Annotated in this window: 15 protein-coding genes; 5 read left to right on the forward strand and 10 right to left on the reverse strand. The window is 46.2% G+C overall.

The features are described 5' to 3' along the window. Positions 1–106 precede the first annotated feature (106 nt). From yidC to VHA02S_RS14600, 7 genes are all read right to left on the reverse strand, one after another. Positions 107–1,729: a membrane protein insertase YidC gene (gene yidC, locus VHA02S_RS14575; RefSeq protein WP_038897968.1), complete on the reverse strand. Its 1,623-nt coding sequence runs from the start codon at positions 1,727–1,729 to the stop codon at positions 107–109. 2 nt (positions 1,730–1,731) lie between these two features. Further along, positions 1,732–1,989 (reverse strand): membrane protein insertion efficiency factor YidD, encoded by a 258-nt coding sequence (gene yidD / locus VHA02S_RS25395; RefSeq protein ID WP_005451046.1) that lies wholly within the window; start codon positions 1,987–1,989, stop codon positions 1,732–1,734. Continuing rightward, entirely contained in the window at positions 1,956–2,279 is a 324-nt protein-coding gene (rnpA, locus tag VHA02S_RS14580) for a ribonuclease P protein component (protein ID WP_009699098.1), read from the reverse strand. Before rnpA ends, yidD begins: the two co-directional genes overlap by 34 nt. A 46-nt stretch (positions 2,280–2,325) precedes the next feature. Beyond that, on the reverse strand, positions 2,326–2,460 hold the full coding sequence (rpmH, locus tag VHA02S_RS14585) for a 50S ribosomal protein L34 (RefSeq protein ID WP_005378825.1): 135 nt from the start codon (positions 2,458–2,460) through the stop codon (positions 2,326–2,328). 242 nt (positions 2,461–2,702) lie between these two features. After that, complete coding sequence (locus VHA02S_RS14590) at positions 2,703–3,440, reverse strand: amino acid ABC transporter ATP-binding protein (RefSeq protein ID WP_038897967.1); 738 nt, start codon at positions 3,438–3,440, stop codon at positions 2,703–2,705. Beyond that, positions 3,437–4,108: an amino acid ABC transporter permease gene (locus tag VHA02S_RS14595; RefSeq protein WP_005451049.1), complete on the reverse strand. Its 672-nt coding sequence runs from the start codon at positions 4,106–4,108 to the stop codon at positions 3,437–3,439. Before VHA02S_RS14595 ends, VHA02S_RS14590 begins: the two co-directional genes overlap by 4 nt. A 105-nt stretch (positions 4,109–4,213) precedes the next feature. Beyond that, entirely contained in the window at positions 4,214–4,960 is a 747-nt protein-coding gene (locus VHA02S_RS14600) for an amino acid ABC transporter substrate-binding protein (protein ID WP_005451059.1), read from the reverse strand. Between the two features lie 430 nt (positions 4,961–5,390). On the opposite strand from VHA02S_RS14600, the gene dnaA reads away from it, so the two are divergent. The 5 genes from dnaA (at position 5,391) to VHA02S_RS14625 (ending at position 12,576) form a co-directional block, all read left to right on the forward strand. Next, positions 5,391–6,797, forward strand: a complete 1,407-nt coding sequence (dnaA, locus tag VHA02S_RS14605; RefSeq protein ID WP_038897966.1) for a chromosomal replication initiator protein DnaA — start codon at positions 5,391–5,393, stop codon at positions 6,795–6,797. A 63-nt stretch (positions 6,798–6,860) separates the two neighbouring features. Then, positions 6,861–7,961 carry a DNA polymerase III subunit beta gene (dnaN, locus tag VHA02S_RS14610; protein WP_005451063.1) on the forward strand — a complete coding sequence of 367 codons (1,101 nt, stop codon included), beginning with the start codon at positions 6,861–6,863 and terminating at the stop codon, positions 7,959–7,961. Positions 7,962–7,970: 9 nt separating this feature from the next. Next, on the forward strand, positions 7,971–9,044 hold the full coding sequence (recF, locus tag VHA02S_RS14615) for a DNA replication/repair protein RecF (protein WP_009703686.1): 1,074 nt from the start codon (positions 7,971–7,973) through the stop codon (positions 9,042–9,044). Between the two features lie 19 nt (positions 9,045–9,063). After that, a complete protein-coding gene (gene gyrB / locus VHA02S_RS14620) occupies positions 9,064–11,481 on the forward strand; it encodes a DNA topoisomerase (ATP-hydrolyzing) subunit B (protein WP_038897965.1) in 2,418 nt (805 codons plus the stop codon). A gap of 657 nt (positions 11,482–12,138) precedes the next feature. Beyond that, the gene (locus VHA02S_RS14625) at positions 12,139–12,576 is read left to right on the forward strand and encodes an Hsp20 family protein (RefSeq protein ID WP_005426066.1); all 438 of its coding nucleotides are present in this window, start codon (positions 12,139–12,141) and stop codon (positions 12,574–12,576) included. A gap of 152 nt (positions 12,577–12,728) precedes the next feature. Here VHA02S_RS14625 and VHA02S_RS14630 read toward each other — a convergent pair whose 3' ends face one another. The 3 genes from VHA02S_RS14630 to glyS form a co-directional block, all read right to left on the reverse strand. After that, a complete protein-coding gene (locus tag VHA02S_RS14630; protein WP_038897964.1) occupies positions 12,729–13,982 on the reverse strand; it encodes a valine--pyruvate transaminase in 1,254 nt (417 codons plus the stop codon). 229 nt (positions 13,983–14,211) lie between these two features. Further along, entirely contained in the window at positions 14,212–16,296 is a 2,085-nt protein-coding gene (locus VHA02S_RS14635) for an alpha-amylase (protein ID WP_038897963.1), read from the reverse strand. Between the two features lie 217 nt (positions 16,297–16,513). Beyond that, complete coding sequence (gene glyS / locus VHA02S_RS14640) at positions 16,514–18,580, reverse strand: glycine--tRNA ligase subunit beta (protein ID WP_038897962.1); 2,067 nt, start codon at positions 18,578–18,580, stop codon at positions 16,514–16,516. Between the last annotated feature and the right edge of the window lie 3 nt (positions 18,581–18,583).

Here is an 18,583-nt window from a genome sequence, read left to right on the forward strand (position 1 = left end):
TTTTACAGACCTAGGGAGCCAGAACCAATTAGTTAGCTGAATTGTAATCAGCCAAAAACAAAAAGGCGACCTTTTGGCCGCCTTTCTTATGCTTTTCTATAAAGGTTTACTTAGTGTGTAAGCCTTTTTTCTCCAGCGCTTTGTAAATCAAAGTCTGCTGGATCAGCGTAACGATGTTCGACACCAACCAGTATAGAACTAGACCTGATGGGAAGAACAAGAAGAAGAAGGTAAACATAACCGGCATAAAGGTCATGATCTTCTGCTGCATTGGATCCGTTACTGTTGTTGGGCTCATCTTCTGGATTAGGAACATTGACGCACCCATCAGTAGCGGCAGGATGTAGTAAGGGTCCTGTGCTGAAAGGTCGTGAATCCAACCAAAGAATGGTGAATGACGTAGCTCAACTGATTCCATTAGTGCCCAGTATAGAGCGATGAAGATAGGCATCTGTAGGATAAGAGGTAGACAGCCGCCCAGAGGGTTCACTTTCTCTTTCTTATACAGTTCCATCATCTCTTGGCTCATGCGCTGACGGTCATCGCCGATGCGCTCACGCATAGCTTGCAGCTTAGGCTGTAGCATACGCATTTTCGCCATAGACGTGTATTGCGCTTTCGTTAGTGGGTACATTGCACCACGAACGATGAAGGTCAAACAGATGATTGCCACACCCCAGTTACCCACGAAGTTTTGGATGAAAGCAAGCAGTGAGTGAAGTGGTTTAGCGATGAACCATAGCCAGCCGTAGTCCACTACTAGGTCTAGGTTTGGTGCTACTGCAGCCATTTCTTTTTGCAGTTTAGGACCAACCCAAAGCGTTGCTTCAAACTTCGCTTGGTCACCCGTCGCGATAGTTTTGTTTGGCATACGTACGCCGATATCACCTAGATTACCAATCACGCGAGTGTACAGGTTAGTACCTGGTTCGTTACGTGGGATCCAAGCTGCAGCGAAGTAGTGTTGGATCATTGCTGCCCAACCTTGACCATCTGCTAGGTTGAGAGACAAGTTGCGATCCTGCATGTCTTCAAAGCTGTATTTTTTGTAACGAACGTCTTCTGTTGAGTAAGCACCGCCACGGTAAGTTGGCATTGTGATGCTACCACCAGCGTCCATTAGGTTTTGACGCAAGTGAGCGTACATACCAAATGTTGCGTTGTTACCAGAGTTGTTCACTACATCGTATTCCACGTTCAGCGCGTAGCTGCCACGTTTCAGTACGTAAGTTTTAATGTATTCGATACCGTTTGCAGTGAACGTCATTGGAACGCGTAGTTCGTCTTGACCGTCAGCCAGTTTGAAGCTGTCTGCACTTATGTTGTAGTGAGGACGGTTAGTGCTGCTTAGGTCGATACCTTGAGGACCCACTAGACCGCTTTGCGCGATGAACTGGTGACCTTTAGTGTCTTTTAGCAGAACGAATGGATCTGATGAATCAAGTTCAGCAGAGTATTTGTTAAGGTCGGCATGTACCACATCGCCACCAACGGTGTCGATCGACAGAGTTAAAACATCAGTCGTTACTGTGATAGTTTTTGCAGAAGCTTGCTGTTGACCTGGAACTGGGTCTAGCTCATCAGCAAAAGATGGTGCAGGTAGAGTACTGCTTGATTGAGCCTGTTCAACTGCTTGAGGTGCTGGGTTCTTTGCTACTTGCCACTGTTGAAACAGCAAGAAAGAAACCAGTGCCAGAGCAATGAGCAGGATATTACGTTGAGAATCCATCGTTAGTTATCTCTGTCTTGTTTTTGGACTGGTGGAACGGGGTCATACCCCCCTTCATTCAAAGGGTGGCATTTTAATAGACGTTTGCCTGATAACCAACATCCTTTTACAAAACCGTGAGCTCTCAAAGCTTCTAGCGCGTAAGTGGAACAAGTTGGTGTGAACCGGCAGCGAGGACCAATCAGAGGGCTGATAAACCAGCGATAAAGATTAACGAGCCCAATGGCTATCCACGTGAAGGGCGAGACAGGCGATGCCATAGCTTATCAAACAACTTAAATAATTCCTCATTGCTTAAATCTTGCGCGCTTTTCTTCGCGATCACAACAAAATCTTTATTTGGAAGCTGATGTTGATTGTTACGAAAGCTTTCACGAGCCAAACGTTTAAAACGGTTACGACCGACAGCAGTTTTGATTTGCTTTTTCGGAACAGCTAAACCTAATCGTGGGTGAGAAAGTTTGTTATTGCGAGCAATGATGGTGAAATGAGGCGAGCCAGCTCGATGAGCTTGCTGGAAGACGTTTTGATAATGCTCGGGAGTTAACAAGCGTAACTCCCGATTAAACGCGTACGTGTTCAAAATAAACTAGCGATTATTTTGATAGGCGCGCACGGCCTTTTGCACGACGTGCGTTGATAACTTTACGACCGTTCTTAGTTGCCATGCGAGCACGGAAGCCGTGAGTACGCTTGCGCTTTAGAACTGTAGGTTGAAAAGTGCGTTTCATGATAATTACCTTTACTGATCAGTAGTTTTAGGTTCTTGTTAAACCCGGCGTGGGCATTTTGCTTTCTTTATATAAAGAAGCTCTTTATTAAAGAAGAACAACCGACGCCTCTCAACAAAGAGGCGGAATTGTAATCACACTCACATAATGTGTCAATGACTCATGAGTACGAAATTCCGACCGGGCGATTATACGTAGTGTGAGTCAAATCTCAAGGATCGATTGATCTTGATGCTTGATCTTTACTCTATTCCCACTTGGTTAAGGAATTTTTTCAAACGAGGATCTTGTGGATTATCGAAGATATCTTGTGGAGAACCTTGTTCAACAATGTTGCCTTCAGCCATAAAGATCACTCTGTCAGCGACTTCTTTGGCAAATTGCATCTCGTGCGTTACCACCAGCATGGTTTGGTGTTGATTCGCTAACTTCTTCATTAATGAGAGAACTTCTCCGACCCACTCAGGATCCAGAGCTGATGTTGGTTCATCAAAAAGCAGCAATTCGGGTTGCAGTGCCATCGCTCTACCGATACCCACACGTTGTTGTTGTCCACCCGAGAGCGCCGCTGGATAACTTTCACCTTTGTCCCCAAGACCAATGTCATCCAGAATCTGTTGAGCACGTTTTAACGCGTCATCTTTCTTCCATCCTCGAACAGTAATCAAGCCCTCTGCGATGTTCTGACGCGCATTCATATGAGCAAATAGGGCATAGTTTTGAAAGACAAACCCAGTACGGCGACGTAGAGCAAGCACTTCTGCTTTGGTGTGTTTTTGTGTGTCGACCGAAATGTCATCGATGGTAATGCAACCTTCGTCTGCTTGCTCTAAGAAGTTTACGGTACGTAGAAGTGTCGACTTGCCAGTACCGCTTGAGCCGATAATAACGATGATCTCACCTTGTTTGATGTCGAGATCAATGCCTTTTAGAACTTCAGTATCGCCAAAACGTTTGTGAATGTTTTCTAGTTTGATCATCGTACGTACGCCTTATTCAATTTCGCTTCTGCCCAAATCTGTACTCGAGTCAGGATAACCACCACGCCCCAGTAAATCAGAGCGACAGCAAGGAACGCTTCAAAGAAACGGAAGCTAGACGAAGCTTCCATCTGCGCTTTGGCCATGATTTCTGCAACACCAAGTGTGAAGGCGAGGGATGTCGACTTAATCATATCGATGAAGTAGTTCATCAATGAAGGCAGTGCGACACGTGTTGCCTGCGGTAAAATCACACGGCGCATCGCTTGTGTGGTTGTCATACCGACCGACAAGCTTGCTTCCATTTGGCTGCGATCAATGCCAATGATGGCTGCACGAATGCTCTCTGCCATATAAGCGGCAAAGTGCAGCGTTAAACCAATTACCGCAGCAGAAAAGGCATCGATTCCCACCATAAATGGGAAGATTTGCGGTAAGCCGTAGTAGAGCAGAAACAGTTGTACTAAAAGCGGAGTACCACGGAAGAAGCTGATATAAAGTTGGCTCAATTGGTCGAGAACTGGCAGCTTAAATACGCGAATGTTCGCTAAAATGACGGATAGAATTAAAGAAAAGACCAATCCCCATGTGGCCATTTCCATGGTCGTGCCAAGATACTTGAGCAGTATCGGTAGCAGCTCCAGCATGTAATTAAAATCAAATCCCATACGACTTACCTTGAGAAAAGAAAAGGTGGAATACTAAGTTCCACCTTGTCATTGAGTTAAAAAAGGACGCGAGATAAAGCCCTGCGTCCTAAAAGAAGAGAAGTTTTACTTCGTGATGTCGGCACCAAACCATTTCACTGAAATCTTCTCTACTGTTCCGTCTGCGCGCATTTCTGCAAGTGCTTTATTCACTTCCGCTTGTAGCTTACGACCCTTTTCGTTATCCACGAATGGCCAAGCGTTTTGAATCGTTTCAAATGGTTCACCTGCCAGTTGAAGCGGTAGACCCGTTTTCTTAATCAGCTCTAGGGCAGACAAACGATCCATGATGAAAGCATCCGCACGACCTAGTGCCACATCGTGTTCAATACCTGTATCGTAAGTCTTAATGTTGATCTTGCCATCTTTGTCGTAATCACGTAGCAACTGTTCAAAGTTAGAGCCTAGGTTAACAGCAACGGTTTTGCCTGCGAGATCTTCGACACCTTGGATGCTGTCGTTGCCTTTACGTACGGTAATTTGCGCACCATCTACTACGTATGGGTCTGCAAATAGGTATTTCGCTTTACGCGCATCTGTCATCGTGATTTGGTTCGAGATGGTATCAATACGACCTGTTTCGAGTAGGCCAAACAAACCAGAAAAGTTCGCTGTTACGTATTCGATCTTGTAATCATTACGCTTACCGATCTCATCCCACATATCCACTTCAAAACCTTGTAGCTTATCTTGCTTCACAAAAGTGAATGGGAAGTAGCGACCAGACATGCCAACTTTGACTTCAGTTGCTGCTTGAACGGTGGCGGCAGATAAAGCGATGGCTGCAACTGCAACCTTAATCCAGTTTTTCATAATACATCTCCATAATTTTATGGTTGGAAATACTACTGTCAGTTAGCTCAATTAAAGAAATAACCAAGTGCAATAACCTAGACCTCAGAGTAATAAGATCTTATTTGGTATAGATAGTAGCCAAGATATAGGGATAAATGATGAAAAAACGATCGAAAGAAGCATGAGTGACGATCGAAATAAGCCGATGAATGAAAATTCATACACAGAGTTATCACCAATGACTCGATCTGACTGATTTTGCCTAAATGTGGATCAATGTGTGGGCAAATTTGGGGCAAGATGTGTTGATCTCACTAAGTTGGGCGAAAATATTGTGAATAACTTAGATCTTATTCACTGGATCATCGATCAATTGCTGGCGATCTTGGTTATCAACAGGTAAAATTGCCAGTCTTTTCCGATAATTCAAATACTCAGTGGGGGCACCGTGTCATCTTCGCTTTGGTTGCAATGTTTGCAGCAGCTTCAAGAAGAGCTACCAGCTACAGAATTCAGTATGTGGGTTCGTCCGTTACAAGCGGAGCTCAATGACAATACTCTCACTTTGTTTGCACCTAACCGCTTTGTGTTGGATTGGGTTCGTGACAAGTACCTGAATAGCATTAATCGCTTACTGCAAGAATACTGCGGTAATGATGTACCTAGTTTACGCTTTGAAGTTGGCAGTCGCCGAGTTGCAGCACCAAAACCGGCACCGACACGAACGCCGGCGGATGTTGCGGCAGAGTCTTCAGCGCCCGCTCAGCTGCAAGCCCGTAAGCCTGTGCATAAAACGTGGGATGATGACGTGCAAGTGATCGCAGACATCAACCACCGCTCTAATGTGAACCCAAAACATAAGTTCAATAACTTCGTTGAAGGTAAGTCGAACCAATTGGGTCTTGCTGCTGCTCGTCAGGTTTCGGATAACCCAGGTGCTGCATATAACCCGCTGTTCCTATACGGTGGTACTGGCTTGGGTAAAACGCACTTGTTGCATGCAATGGGTAATGCCATTGTGGATAACAACCCAAATGCGAAAGTGGTGTACATGCACTCTGAGCGTTTTGTGCAAGATATGGTGAAAGCACTGCAAAACAATGCGATTGAAGAGTTCAAACGCTACTACCGAAGTGTTGATGCGTTGCTTATCGATGATATCCAATTCTTTGCCAATAAAGAGCGTTCACAAGAAGAATTCTTCCATACCTTCAACGCATTGCTAGAAGGTAACCAACAGATCATTTTGACTTCAGATCGCTACCCAAAAGAGATCAGCGGTGTAGAAGATCGTCTGAAATCACGTTTCGGTTGGGGATTAACCGTCGCGATCGAGCCACCAGAGCTTGAAACTCGTGTAGCGATCTTGATGAAGAAAGCGGAAGACCACCAAATCCACCTAGCAGATGAAGTGGCATTCTTTATTGCTAAGCGTCTGCGTTCCAACGTTCGTGAGTTGGAAGGGGCACTTAACCGCGTTATTGCTAACGCGAACTTCACCGGTCGCCCAATCACGATTGATTTCGTTCGTGAAGCGCTGCGCGACCTACTTGCTCTGCAAGAGAAGCTCGTTACTATCGACAATATTCAAAAGACAGTGGCGGAATACTACAAGATTAAAGTGGCTGATCTGCTGTCTAAGCGTCGCTCTCGCTCAGTTGCTCGTCCTCGTCAGTTGGCGATGGCGCTGGCAAAAGAGCTGACTAATCATAGCTTGCCGGAAATTGGTGATGCGTTTGGTGGTCGTGACCACACCACTGTATTGCATGCTTGTCGCAAGATTGAGCAGCTACGTGAAGAGAGCCACGATATTAAAGAAGATTACTCTAACTTGATTCGCACCCTGTCTTCTTAATCGGTTAGAATGACAGTATTCCAAGCAAATCATTAATTGAGCTGACAGCGTAAAGAGCCAAGCATGAAATTTACTATTGAACGTAGTCATTTAATCAAACCGCTACAACAGGTTTCGGGCGCATTAGGTGGTCGACCAACCCTACCAATTCTGGGTAACCTACTGCTTAAAGTAGAAGATAACGTGTTATCCATGACCGCGACCGATTTGGAAGTGGAATTGGTGAGCAAAGTGACTCTAGAAGGGGATTTTGAAGCAGGCAGCATTACCGTTCCTTCTCGTAAGTTTCTTGATATCTGTCGTGGTCTACCTGATGACTCCATCATTACCTTCGTATTAGAAGGCGATCGCGTACAGGTACGTTCTGGTCGTAGCCGTTTCTCACTGGCAACACTTCCAGCGAACGATTTCCCAAACATTGAAGATTGGCAGAGTGAAGTAGAAGTTTCACTAACTCAGTCTGATCTACGTACGCTGATTGAAAAAACACAATTCTCTATGGCGAACCAAGACGTTCGTTACTACCTAAACGGCATGTTGTTTGAAATCGACGGTACGACGCTACGCAGCGTGGCAACCGATGGTCACCGTATGGCAGTATCTCAAACTCAGCTCGGTGCAGATTTTGCGCAAAAGCAAATTATCGTGCCTCGCAAGGGGGTACAAGAGCTTGTTAAACTGATGGATGCGCCAGAACAGCCTGTCGTACTACAAATTGGCAGCTCAAATGTACGTGCAGAAGTGAACAACTTTATCTTCACTTCTAAGCTGGTTGATGGTCGTTTCCCTGATTATCGCCGCGTATTGCCGCAAAGCACCAACAAAACGCTAGAAGCAAGTTGTGATGAGTTACGTCAAGCCTTCTCACGTGCAGCTATTCTTTCTAATGAAAAATTCCGTGGTGTTCGTGTGAATCTTGCGGGTAGTGAAATGCGCATTACTGCTAACAACCCAGAGCAAGAAGAAGCAGAAGAAATGCTAGACGTGACCTTTGAAGGTGACGCTATCGAGATCGGCTTTAACGTAAGCTACGTGCTTGATGTACTTAATACACTGCGTTGTGACAATGTGCGTGTGTCGATGTCGGATGCCAACGCCAGTGCGTTGATTGAAAACGCAGACGACGATAGTGCAATGTACGTGGTGATGCCAATTCGTCTGTAAGTCATCTGAATGCCACTTTCTCGCCTCATCATTCAGCAGTTTCGAAACATTAAAGCCTGTGATATTGACCTATCAGCAGGCTTTAACTTTCTTATTGGACCGAACGGCAGCGGTAAAACCAGTGTTTTAGAAGCCATTTACTTGCTCGGGCATGGTCGCTCTTTCAAGAGTTCGTTGACCGGTCGAGTTATCCAAAATGAGTGCGATGAGCTGTTTGTTCATGGTCGTTTTTTGAACTCGGATCAATTTGAGCTACCTATCGGCATTAATAAGCAGCGTGATGGCTCAACAGAGGTTAAAATAGGCGGTCAATCTGGACAAAAACTGGCGCAACTTGCACAAGTTTTGCCTTTACAGTTGATACATCCAGAAGGATTTGATCTACTAACGGATGGTCCAAAACATCGTCGTGCATTCATCGACTGGGGTGTGTTTCACACCGAGCCTGCTTTTTATGATGCATGGGGGCGTTTCAAGCGTCTTAACAAGCAACGCAATGCTCTGCTTAAAACGGCCAGAAGTTATCGTGAACTCAGTTATTGGGATCAAGAGATGGCACATTTGGCTGAAAACATCAGTCAATGGCGAGCACTATACATCGAACAGATGAAAAGCGTAGCGGAAACTATCTGTCAGACGTTTTTGCCAGAATTTGAGATCCAATTAAAGTATTATCGTGGTTGGGACAAAGACACCCCTTATCATGAGATACTAGAAAAAAATTTCGAGCGTGATCAGTCATTGGGTTACACCTTTAGTGGTCCAAATAAAGCTGATTTGCGCATTAAAGTGAATGGAACGCCAGTTGAAGACGTTTTGTCACGCGGTCAATTAAAACTCATGGTGTGTGCTTTGCGTGTGGCGCAGGGGCAACACCTTACCGAAATGACCGGAAAACAATGTATTTACCTAATTGACGACTTTGCGTCGGAATTAGACAGCCAACGTCGCAAGCGTCTAGCTGACTGCTTGAAAGAGACGGGCGCACAAGTATTTGTAAGCTCTATCACTGAAAGCCAAATCGCCGATATGTTGGACGATACGGGCAAATTGTTTCATGTGGAACATGGCAGGATAGAGTAAAACTAGAAGAGAGAAACTCATGTCTGAAAATTACGATTCATCGAGTATTAAGGTACTGAAGGGTCTGGATGCGGTACGTAAGCGTCCAGGTATGTACATCGGCGACACGGACGACGGCACTGGTCTTCACCACATGGTCTTCGAGGTGGTGGATAACTCAATTGATGAAGCGTTGGCAGGTCACTGTAAAGACATCGTTGTGACAATTCATGAGGACAACTCGGTTTCAGTTACGGATGATGGTCGTGGCATTCCAACAGAAATGCACCCAGAAGAAAAAGTATCTGCTGCAGAAGTTATCATGACGGTACTTCATGCTGGTGGTAAGTTCGATGATAACTCATACAAAGTATCAGGCGGTCTACACGGCGTAGGTGTTTCAGTAGTAAACGCACTGTCTGAGAAAGTGGTTCTGACTATCCACCGCGGCGGTCATATCCATACGCAAACTTACCATCATGGTGAGCCTCAAGCGCCACTAGCAGTAATTGGTGATACTGACCAAACTGGTACACAAATCCGTTTCTGGCCAAGTGCAGAAACATTCTCGAACACAGAATTTCACTACGACATCCTAGCGAAGCGTCTACGTGAACTTTCTTTCCTGAACTCTGGTGTTTCAATCAAACTGGTTGATGAGCGCGAAGCAGACAAGAGCGACCACTTCATGTTTGAAGGTGGTATCCAAGCGTTTGTTGAGCACCTAAACACCAACAAAACACCAATCATCGAGAAAATCTTCCACTTCGACTTTGAGCGCGAAGATGGTATCTCGGTAGAAGTGGCGATGCAGTGGAATGACGGTTTCCAAGAGAACATCTACTGTTTCACTAACAACATCCCACAACGCGACGGTGGTACTCACCTTGCCGGTTTCCGTGCAGCACTAACGCGTACACTGAACTCTTTCATGGACAAAGAAGGCTTCTCTAAGAAAGCGAAAACAGCAACTTCTGGTGATGACGCGCGTGAAGGTCTAACTGCGGTTGTTTCGGTTAAAGTGCCTGATCCTAAGTTCTCAAGCCAAACTAAAGACAAACTGGTTTCTTCTGAAGTGAAGTCAGCGGTTGAATCAGCAATGGGTGAGAAACTGTCTGAGTTCCTAATTGAGAACCCGGCAGAAGCGAAGATGGTTTGTTCGAAAATCATCGATGCAGCTCGTGCTCGTGAAGCGGCGCGTAAAGCTCGTGAAATGACTCGTCGTAAAGGCGCACTAGACCTAGCTGGTCTGCCAGGCAAACTTGCAGACTGTCAGGAAAAAGATCCAGCACTCTCTGAACTATACATAGTGGAGGGTGATTCGGCAGGCGGCTCCGCAAAACAAGGCCGTAACCGTAAGAACCAAGCAATCCTACCGCTAAAAGGTAAGATTCTTAACGTAGAAAAAGCGCGTTTCGACAAGATGCTTTCTTCTCAAGAAGTAGCAACGCTGATCACTGCACTAGGCTGTGGTATCGGTCGTGATGAGTACAACCCGGATAAACTGCGTTACCACAACATCATCATCATGACCGATGCTGACGTCGATGGTTCGCACATCCGTACGCTACTGTTGACCTTCTTCTACCGTCAAATGCCAGAGCTTATCGAGCGTGGCTATGTGTACATTGCTCAGCCACCGCTTTACAAAGTGAAGAAAGGCAAACAAGAGCAGTACATCAAAGACGAAGATGCGATGAACCAATACCAAGTTGCTTTGGCACTTGATAACGCATCGCTACACGTAAACGCAGAAGCACCAGCATTGGCAGGCGAAGCGCTAGAGAAGCTAGTTCAGCAATACAACGCTGGTATCAAGCTAGCGGATCGCATGAGCCGCCGCTACCCAAGCGCACTAGTTCATGAGCTAATTTACACGCCGCGTCTAACGGCAGAGCAATGTCACAATGCTGCAGCAGTAGAAGCGTGGACAAAACAGCTTGTTGAGCAGCTAAACGCGAAAGAAGTAGGCGCAAGCCAATACAGCTTCGAAGTTGAGCAACACGAAGAGCTAGGTCTAAACCTACCTAAGATCATCGTACGTACTCACGGTGTGACTCATGACTACGCACTAAGCATCGACCTACTGAACTCGAAAGAGTACGGCAAACTAGCGGATCTATCTGAAGCGCTAGACGGTCTGCTAGAAGAAGGCGCTTACATCAAACGTGGTGAGCGTACTCAGCCGGTATCAAGCTTTGCAGCGGCACTTGAGTGGCTAATCAAAGAGTCGCGTCGTGGTCTAAGCCTACAGCGCTACAAAGGTCTAGGTGAGATGAACCCAGATCAGCTTTGGGAAACCACAATGGACCCAGAGACACGTCGCATGATGCAAGTAACCATTGAAGATGCGGTAGGCGCAGACCAATTGTTCACAACGCTAATGGGTGACCAAGTTGAGCCGCGTCGTAACTTCATTGAAGAGAACGCGCTGAAAGTAGCAAACCTAGACGTTTAGACTATTTTTCCTTTGCTGGATATGCTGATTTCGTTGTCGAAGATGCTCACATACACTTGTATGCTGCGCGCCTTCTCCTAGAACTAAGCATATCCCCCTGCGGAAAAACGAATCTAAATTTCTTTTGATAGAATTTTAAAAGCACTGCCTTCGGGTGGTGCTTTTTTATTGAGTGGAGAGAAACCAGATAAAAGAAACGAGACACAAGAATGGGCTGCACTCTATGGAGGCGGGGAAGCTTGGCTTTGAAACTCTACATTTAAGGAAAGAGTGGATGTAAGTGGCGCTTTTCATTATTAGTATGTTAGGACGTCATCTTCGAGAGGGAGGAACGATCGAGTCGGGGATCTAAAATATTTTCACCGTAGCCCTTGAAAGCCCATTTTTCGACCTTATATCTAGTTATGAAGAGGGATGGCTAACTTGCTCAACAAGAGAAGAACAGCGCCTCTGGAATCGCTAAACGAGATCGCTCAAGAGAGGATACTCAGTATTAGCACACAACTTGACCCTAGATTCGACATCATGTCCCCGCACCTAAAGAGTAGGTCAGAGGAATGAATCATCGGATCCCTTAGCTCGGCGTTTTCTTGCATAAATGCGCCACGTGGATGACCCTCATCTGGGCTAAGACTATTGCTTAAAAGAGGATAGATTATGCGTAATGTAGATTTCTCACCACTATACCGTAATGCAATTGGCTTCGACCGTCTGTTTAACCTGATGGAAGCAAGCTCTGCGAAAAACACTTCTGGCGGTTACCCTCCATACAACATCGAGCAAAAAGACGAGCACAACTACCGTATTACTATGGCAGTCGCTGGCTTTGCTGAAGATCAGCTCGATTTGACTCAAAACGAAAACATGTTGATCGTGAAGGGCGAGCGTAAAGCAGAAGAAGGTAAAAACTACGTTTACCAAGGCATTGCAGAGCGCGATTTTGAACGTAAATTCCAACTTGCGGATTACGTAAAAGTCGTTGGTGCATCAATGGAAAACGGTCTACTTCATATCGATTTAGTTCGTGAAATTCCAGAAGCGATGCAACCACGTAAGATTGCTATCGGTGGCAACAACCTGATTGAAAACAGCTAATCAGCTGATGACACTGCAGTTAACCACACGGTTATAGAATGAGAAAGAGCGCCTTCCATTATGGAAAAGGGCGCTCTTTTTAGTTTGGGGTTTTCAAATCCGCTATTTCAAAGCCGTAATTTCAAAGAGAAGAACGGCTGAGTTTAATCGGTCTATTTACCTTCGCGGTAAGCCTTTTCCACTTCTTCTGCGATAATCGCAATGCCTTTTTGCATCATCTCATCGTCTTGAACGTAGTTCATACGCAAGCATTGGTGTGCATGATCCCACTCGTCTTTCTGACCAATAAAGAAGTATTCACCCGGAACAATCAAGACCCCACGCGCTTTCAAGCGTTGGTACAGTTCCATTGTCGAAATTGGCAGTTCATCAAACCATAGCCACAAGAAGATAGCGCCTTCTGGTTTGTGAATACGGAAGCGTTCATCGGTAATCGCTTCTTGGAGCAGTTCAACCGCACGTTGCGACTTCTGTTTGTAGAACGGCTTAATCACCTCTGAGCTCAGTTTTAGCAGATCGCCTTTACCAATAATGTGGTTTGCCAACGCAGGACCAACACTGCCTGGAGCTAGGCTGATGATGCCGTTCATATTGGTTAATGCTTGAGTGATTTCTTCACTCGCAATCACAATCCCACAACGCACGCCCGGCAAGCCAAGTTTAGATAGGCTCATGCACAGGATGGTGTTTTCATTCCAGAACGGCTCGACATCTTCAAAGATGATATTTGGGAACGGCAGACCGTAGGCGTTATCGATGATTAGCGGAATGTTGTTCTCACGTGCTAGTTTGTCCAGTTTACGTACTTCTTCGTCTGTCAGTACGTTACCTGTTGGATTGGTTGGGCGAGACGCGCAGATTGCCGCAACAGAGTCATCGACGGTTAGCTGCTCAAAATCGACGTGGTATTTAAACAGACCGTTATCCAACAGTTCGATCTCTGGGTGGTAAGAGACAAAGATATCTTCATCAATGCCTGCGTCACCATAACCGATGTACTCAGGCGCGATAGGCAGTAGCACTTTCTTGTGCGAACCGTCTGGCTGTTTACCTGCCAACAAGTTGAACAAGTAGAAAAAGCCACTTTGGCTGCCGTTAGTTAGGCTGATGTTTTTCTCAGAAATATCCCAGCCATATGTTTCACGGAATAACTGAGCCAACGCTTTAACGAACGCGTCTTTGCCCTGCGGACCATCGTAGTTGGCGAGGGCGGCGACGAGCTCCCCACTGGCGAGCATTTCCTCACTGGCTTGGCGAAAGTAATCGAGCATGGCAGGAATGGCGGCTGGGTTACCTCCACCGAGCATGATGGCACCTGGTGTGCGCAGACCATCATTCAAATCGTCCATTAACTGCGTGATACCTGAATACTGATTAAATTTTTCACCAAACTTTGAGAACTGCATTTGTCGTTATACCTAATTCATTGTGATTGCTTTGTATATGTTTGTGCCGATGTTTTATCGGCTTATCGAGTAATCCTTGACCTTACCTCAATGCGTAATTAACGCAAAGTGTGAATTAAGCCGAAAAAGAAAAAAGTGTGTCATCAGACCAGAGGTACGAGATAAAAAGGCAAAAAGAGCAATAAAAAAGGGAAGCTTATGCTTCCCTTGCTGGTGGAGAGAGTGTGATTTACTCACCGGTGTAAATAATCAGCACCTTATCGTCTTGGTATTGGCGTTCGAACGCGTAGTAACCTTCTTGATTGCGAGTGATGTGCTTACCTTGAGCAACCGCTGGGTGGCGTTTACGGAATTCACCCAACTTTTGCCAATGTTGCAGTAGATCTTCACGCTCGCCATGAATCTTATCCCATGGCATATCTGAGCGTGTGCCTTGGTGAGCATCTGAACCAGTAATGCCAAAATCACGAGCTATCTCATCACCGTAATAGATCTGTACTGCACCTGGAGCCAGCATCAGTGCATTTGCGGCACGAGCTTGGTCATCAAAGCTGCGGCTGCGTGCTGACCAGAACAGCTGTGTGTCGTGTGAAGATAGGTAGCTCAACACGTTGAACTCAGGATCGGTATTGATGCGCTCTGCATAGCGGCGGTAATCATTATCAAGTTGAGCGAAACACTTCAGCGCTTTTGGTGCTACATCAGATTGGAACTCGAAGTTGATGATGGAATCGAAGCCGTTATCGAAATACGGGCTCTTCACTACGCTGTGTGCCCACACTTCACCCGTCATCCAAAAAGGTAGGTCATCCAAGGCTTTGTCTGGGTTGTTTTGCTTCCACTGGGCAAGCGCTTGAGTGGTGCTGGCTTTCAACTCTGCCCACGCTTCCATTTCAACGTGTTTAGCGGTGTCGACACGGAAGCCGTCAATGCCGTAGTCGCGCACCCAATCGGATAACCAGGTAATCAGGTGTTCACGTGGGGTTTGCAGCTCATCTTGCGCATTGGTGTCTTTATTGCGGAAGAAGTTTGGTAATCCGGTTTTCTGAGTCGATTCGGTTTTGAGATCCGGTAGGTAGTTCAAAGACATGGTGATGTCGTTGTAGCCCGGAGCATCGTAGTCACCAATGTCGGTGCGGATCCAATCTTTGCCCCACCATTTATCCCACGCTTCGCTATCACCGTATTTGATGTAGTCGTTGAAGCTGTGCCAGCTTTGTCCTGATTTTGGCTGCCAGTCGGTCCATTTTTCACCAAGGACTTCTTTGGCTTCTTGGTCATCAAGGTAAAGCTGACCAAATCCGAATTCCTGCATGTCTGCTAATGTCGCATAACCTGTGTGGTTCATGACTACATCCCAAATCACGCGAATGCCTTTCTTGTGGGCAGTATCGACGAAGGTTCTGAGTTCATCTTCGGTACCCATGTTGGCATCAAGCTTGGTCCAATCTTGGTGATAGTAGCCGTGGTAGCCATAGTGCTTAAAGTCGCCTTTATCGCCGCCGCCAACCCAGCCGTGGATCTGTTCCAGTGGTGAAGTTATCCAGATAGCATTCACACCAAGTGATTCGATGTAATCGAGTTTTTTCGTTAGACCCGCTAAGTCACCACCGTGGAAGGTACCAATCTCATATTTTCCGTCTTTGCTGCGACCGTAGCTGTTGTCGTTGTCTGGGTTGCCATTGTAGAAGCGGTCAGTCATGACGAAGTACACCGTTGCGTTATCCCAACTGAACGGTTTATCGGCTTGCTGTTCAACTTCTTCTAGCAGCAATAGACCTTGGCTCATAGGACCCGGTTGCATGGTGACGCTGCCATTGGCGACTGTGGCTTCTTGTCCGGTTAAGGCATCACGAACGACAGTGCCATCATTAAAGGTTTGAGCAACGTTGATGGTTTTTGGCGCGTCAGTTGCGACAGGGCAAGAGTAGGTGATGTCCTGACTCAGCTTTGGTTTGATTTTGACCGTCAGCTCGTTGGTGGTTGGATTGAGCGTAAATTGATAGGTATTGGCTTTGAAGATGCGCAGCGGCATTTGTGCATCAGTGGCGCAGTTATCCATTTTTAATGGACGATTGAACTTGATGCGATCTTCTTCTGCTAGGGCAAAGCTACTGCCACAGCTTTGCTTGCTGTCAGCAATGGTAAAGGTATAACTGCCTTTTTCGAGTTTTTGCTCGGCGATAAGTAAGCCTTGTGAGTTTTCTTCAAAAACAGCGGTGTCATCACCAACGCTTAATACGATGGCATTTTCTGGAATCTGGCTGCAGGCGCTCAGTAGACCGATAGAGAGTGCGAGAATTGTTTTTTTCATTGTGTCCTTCCCCCGAATAAACAGTCCAGTTATAGCAAAACTGTGCCTCTACAATCCGAGCTCTACACCAACAAGTTAAACGCGTCTCACCCTACAAATTTTAGTCTTGTTCACAAAATGAATAATAAGCGTCACCTTCATCGGTTTGAAGGCAACAAAAAAGGGAAGCATCTGCTTCCCTTTTACTTATTTCTTAATCACTTCTAAGAGTAATGAATTACTTTTGAAGCAAAGAAATGTCTGCGATCTGTAGGAACAGGTTACGCAGGTTGTTCAGTAGTGTCAGACGGTTCTTCTTAAGTGCTTCGTCGTCTGCCATTACCATTACGTTATCAAAGAACGCATCAACTGGTTCACGTAGGTCAGCTAGCTTGCTTAGGGCTTCTTGGTAGTTACCTGTAGCAAATGCTGGCTCAAGCGCTTCCGTCATTACTTCAACGCTTTCTGCTAGTGCTTTCTCTGCGTCTTCTTGTAGAAGTGCTAGGTCGATGTCTGCTGCTAGTTCGCCGTCGAATTTCGCTAGGATGTTACCTACACGTTTGTTCGCTGCTGCTAGAGACTCTGCTGCTTCTAGTTCACGGAAGTGAGAAACCGCTTTAACACGTTGGTCGAAGTCTGCTGGTTTCGTCGGACGACGCGCTAGAACCGCTTGAATGATGTCTACGCTGAAGCCTTCGTCTTGGTACCAAGCACGGAAACGACCAAGCATGAACTCGATAACGTCTTGTTCAACGTTGTCGTTGGTTAGGCGGTCGCCAAACAGTGACTTCGCTTTCGCTACTAGGTCAACAAGATCTAGGTTGTAGCCGTATTCAACGATGATACGTAGTACACCTAGAGATGCGCGGCGTAGTGCGAATGGGTCGCTGCCTTTAGGTGCTTGACCAATACCGAAGATACCTACGATAGTGTCTAGCTTGTCTGCCATTGCAACTGCAGTTGAAACACCGTTTGATGGCAGTTCATCACCTGCGAAACGAGGCATGTATTGCTCGTTCAGTGCTACTGCAACTTCTTCTGCTTCACCGTCGTGACGAGCATAGTGCATACCCATAACACCTTGAGTATCCGTGAATTCGAATACCATTGAGGTCATTAGGTCACATTTTGCTAGTAGGCCAGCACGCTTTGATTTCTCAACGTCAGCACCGATTTGCTCAGCAATGTAGCCAGCAAGTTCTGTGATGCGGTCTGTTTTGTCTTTGATCGTACCCAGTTGCTTTTGGAAGATCGCTTGCTCTAGTTCAGGCAGACGGTCGATAAGCGGACGCTTACGGTCTGTGTTGAAGAAGAACTCTGCGTCAGCAAGACGAGGACGAACCACTTTCTCGTTACCTTCGATTACGTAACGAGGCTCTTTTGATTCGATGTTCGATACGAAGATGAAGTTAGGTAGTAGCTTCTTGTTTTCGTCGTAAACAGGGAAGTATTTTTGGTCACCTTTCATGGTGTAAACCAACGCTTCAGAAGGTACTTTTAGGAACTCTTCTTCAAACTTCGCTGTTAGTACCACTGGCCATTCAACCAGAGACGTTACTTCTTCTACTAGGTCATCTTCTAGGTCAGCGATACCGCCAACCGCTGCTGCTGCTTTTTGTGCGTCAGCTAGGATGATTGCTTTACGCGCTTCGTAATCTGCCATTACTTTACCGCGCTCTTCTAAGATCGCAGGGTATTGTTCAGCAGAATCGATAGTGAACTCTTGCTCACCCATGAAGCGGTGACCACGGATAGTGCGGTCTGAAGCGACACCAAGGATCTCGCCTTCGATTAGGTCGCTGCCCATTAGCATGGTTAGCGTCTTAACTGGACGGATAAATTGAGTCGTTTTGTTACCCCAGCGCATTGGTTTTGCGATAGGTAGGTTTGCTAGTGCTTTCGCTGCAAGTTCAACTACGATCTCAGACGTTGGCTGACCTTTCACTTCTTGTTTGAACAGTAGCCATTCACCTTTGTCTGTTACCATGCGCTCTGCTTGGTCAACCGTGATGCCACAACCGCGTGCCCAGCCTTGAGCCGCTTTTGTTGGGTTGCCTTCCGCGTCAAACGCAGCAGAAACCGCAGGACCACGTTTTTCAACAACTTTGTCAGACTGGCTGTCTGCTAGTGCTGTTACTTTAAGTGCAAGACGACGAGGTGCCGCGAACCATTTTACGCCTTCATGAGCAAGCTCAGCGCCTTTTAGTTCTGCTTCGAAGTTTGCTGCGAATGCTTCAGCTAGAGTGCGAAGTTGCGTTGGTGGTAGCTCTTCTGTACCTAGCTCGATTAGAAATTCTTTTGCCATGTT

The organism is Vibrio harveyi NBRC 15634 = ATCC 14126 = KCTC 12724, assembly GCF_001591145.1.
GTDB lineage: Bacteria > Pseudomonadota > Gammaproteobacteria > Enterobacterales > Vibrionaceae > Vibrio > Vibrio harveyi.

What these genes read in the sequence shown, in the direction of transcription:
- VHA02S_RS14590 (WP_038897967.1), bottom strand. Translation starts at nt 3,440, where the DNA reads ATGATCAAACTAGAAAACATTCACAAACGTTTTGGCGATACTGAAGTT.
- VHA02S_RS14600 (WP_005451059.1), bottom strand. Translation starts at nt 4,960, where the DNA reads ATGAAAAACTGGATTAAGGTTGCAGTTGCAGCCATCGCTTTATCTGCC.
- gyrB (WP_038897965.1), top strand. Translation starts at nt 9,064, where the DNA reads ATGTCTGAAAATTACGATTCATCGAGTATTAAGGTACTGAAGGGTCTG.
- VHA02S_RS14595 (WP_005451049.1), bottom strand. Translation starts at nt 4,108, where the DNA reads ATGGGATTTGATTTTAATTACATGCTGGAGCTGCTACCGATACTGCTC.
- glyS (WP_038897962.1), bottom strand. Translation starts at nt 18,580, where the DNA reads ATGGCAAAAGAATTTCTAATCGAGCTAGGTACAGAAGAGCTACCACCA.
- VHA02S_RS14625 (WP_005426066.1), top strand. Translation starts at nt 12,139, where the DNA reads ATGCGTAATGTAGATTTCTCACCACTATACCGTAATGCAATTGGCTTC.
- yidC (WP_038897968.1), bottom strand. Translation starts at nt 1,729, where the DNA reads ATGGATTCTCAACGTAATATCCTGCTCATTGCTCTGGCACTGGTTTCT.
- VHA02S_RS14630 (WP_038897964.1), bottom strand. Translation starts at nt 13,982, where the DNA reads ATGCAGTTCTCAAAGTTTGGTGAAAAATTTAATCAGTATTCAGGTATC.
- dnaN (WP_005451063.1), top strand. Translation starts at nt 6,861, where the DNA reads ATGAAATTTACTATTGAACGTAGTCATTTAATCAAACCGCTACAACAG.
- recF (WP_009703686.1), top strand. Translation starts at nt 7,971, where the DNA reads ATGCCACTTTCTCGCCTCATCATTCAGCAGTTTCGAAACATTAAAGCC.
- VHA02S_RS14635 (WP_038897963.1), bottom strand. Translation starts at nt 16,296, where the DNA reads ATGAAAAAAACAATTCTCGCACTCTCTATCGGTCTACTGAGCGCCTGC.
- rpmH (WP_005378825.1), bottom strand. Translation starts at nt 2,460, where the DNA reads ATGAAACGCACTTTTCAACCTACAGTTCTAAAGCGCAAGCGTACTCAC.
- yidD (WP_005451046.1), bottom strand. Translation starts at nt 1,989, where the DNA reads ATGGCATCGCCTGTCTCGCCCTTCACGTGGATAGCCATTGGGCTCGTT.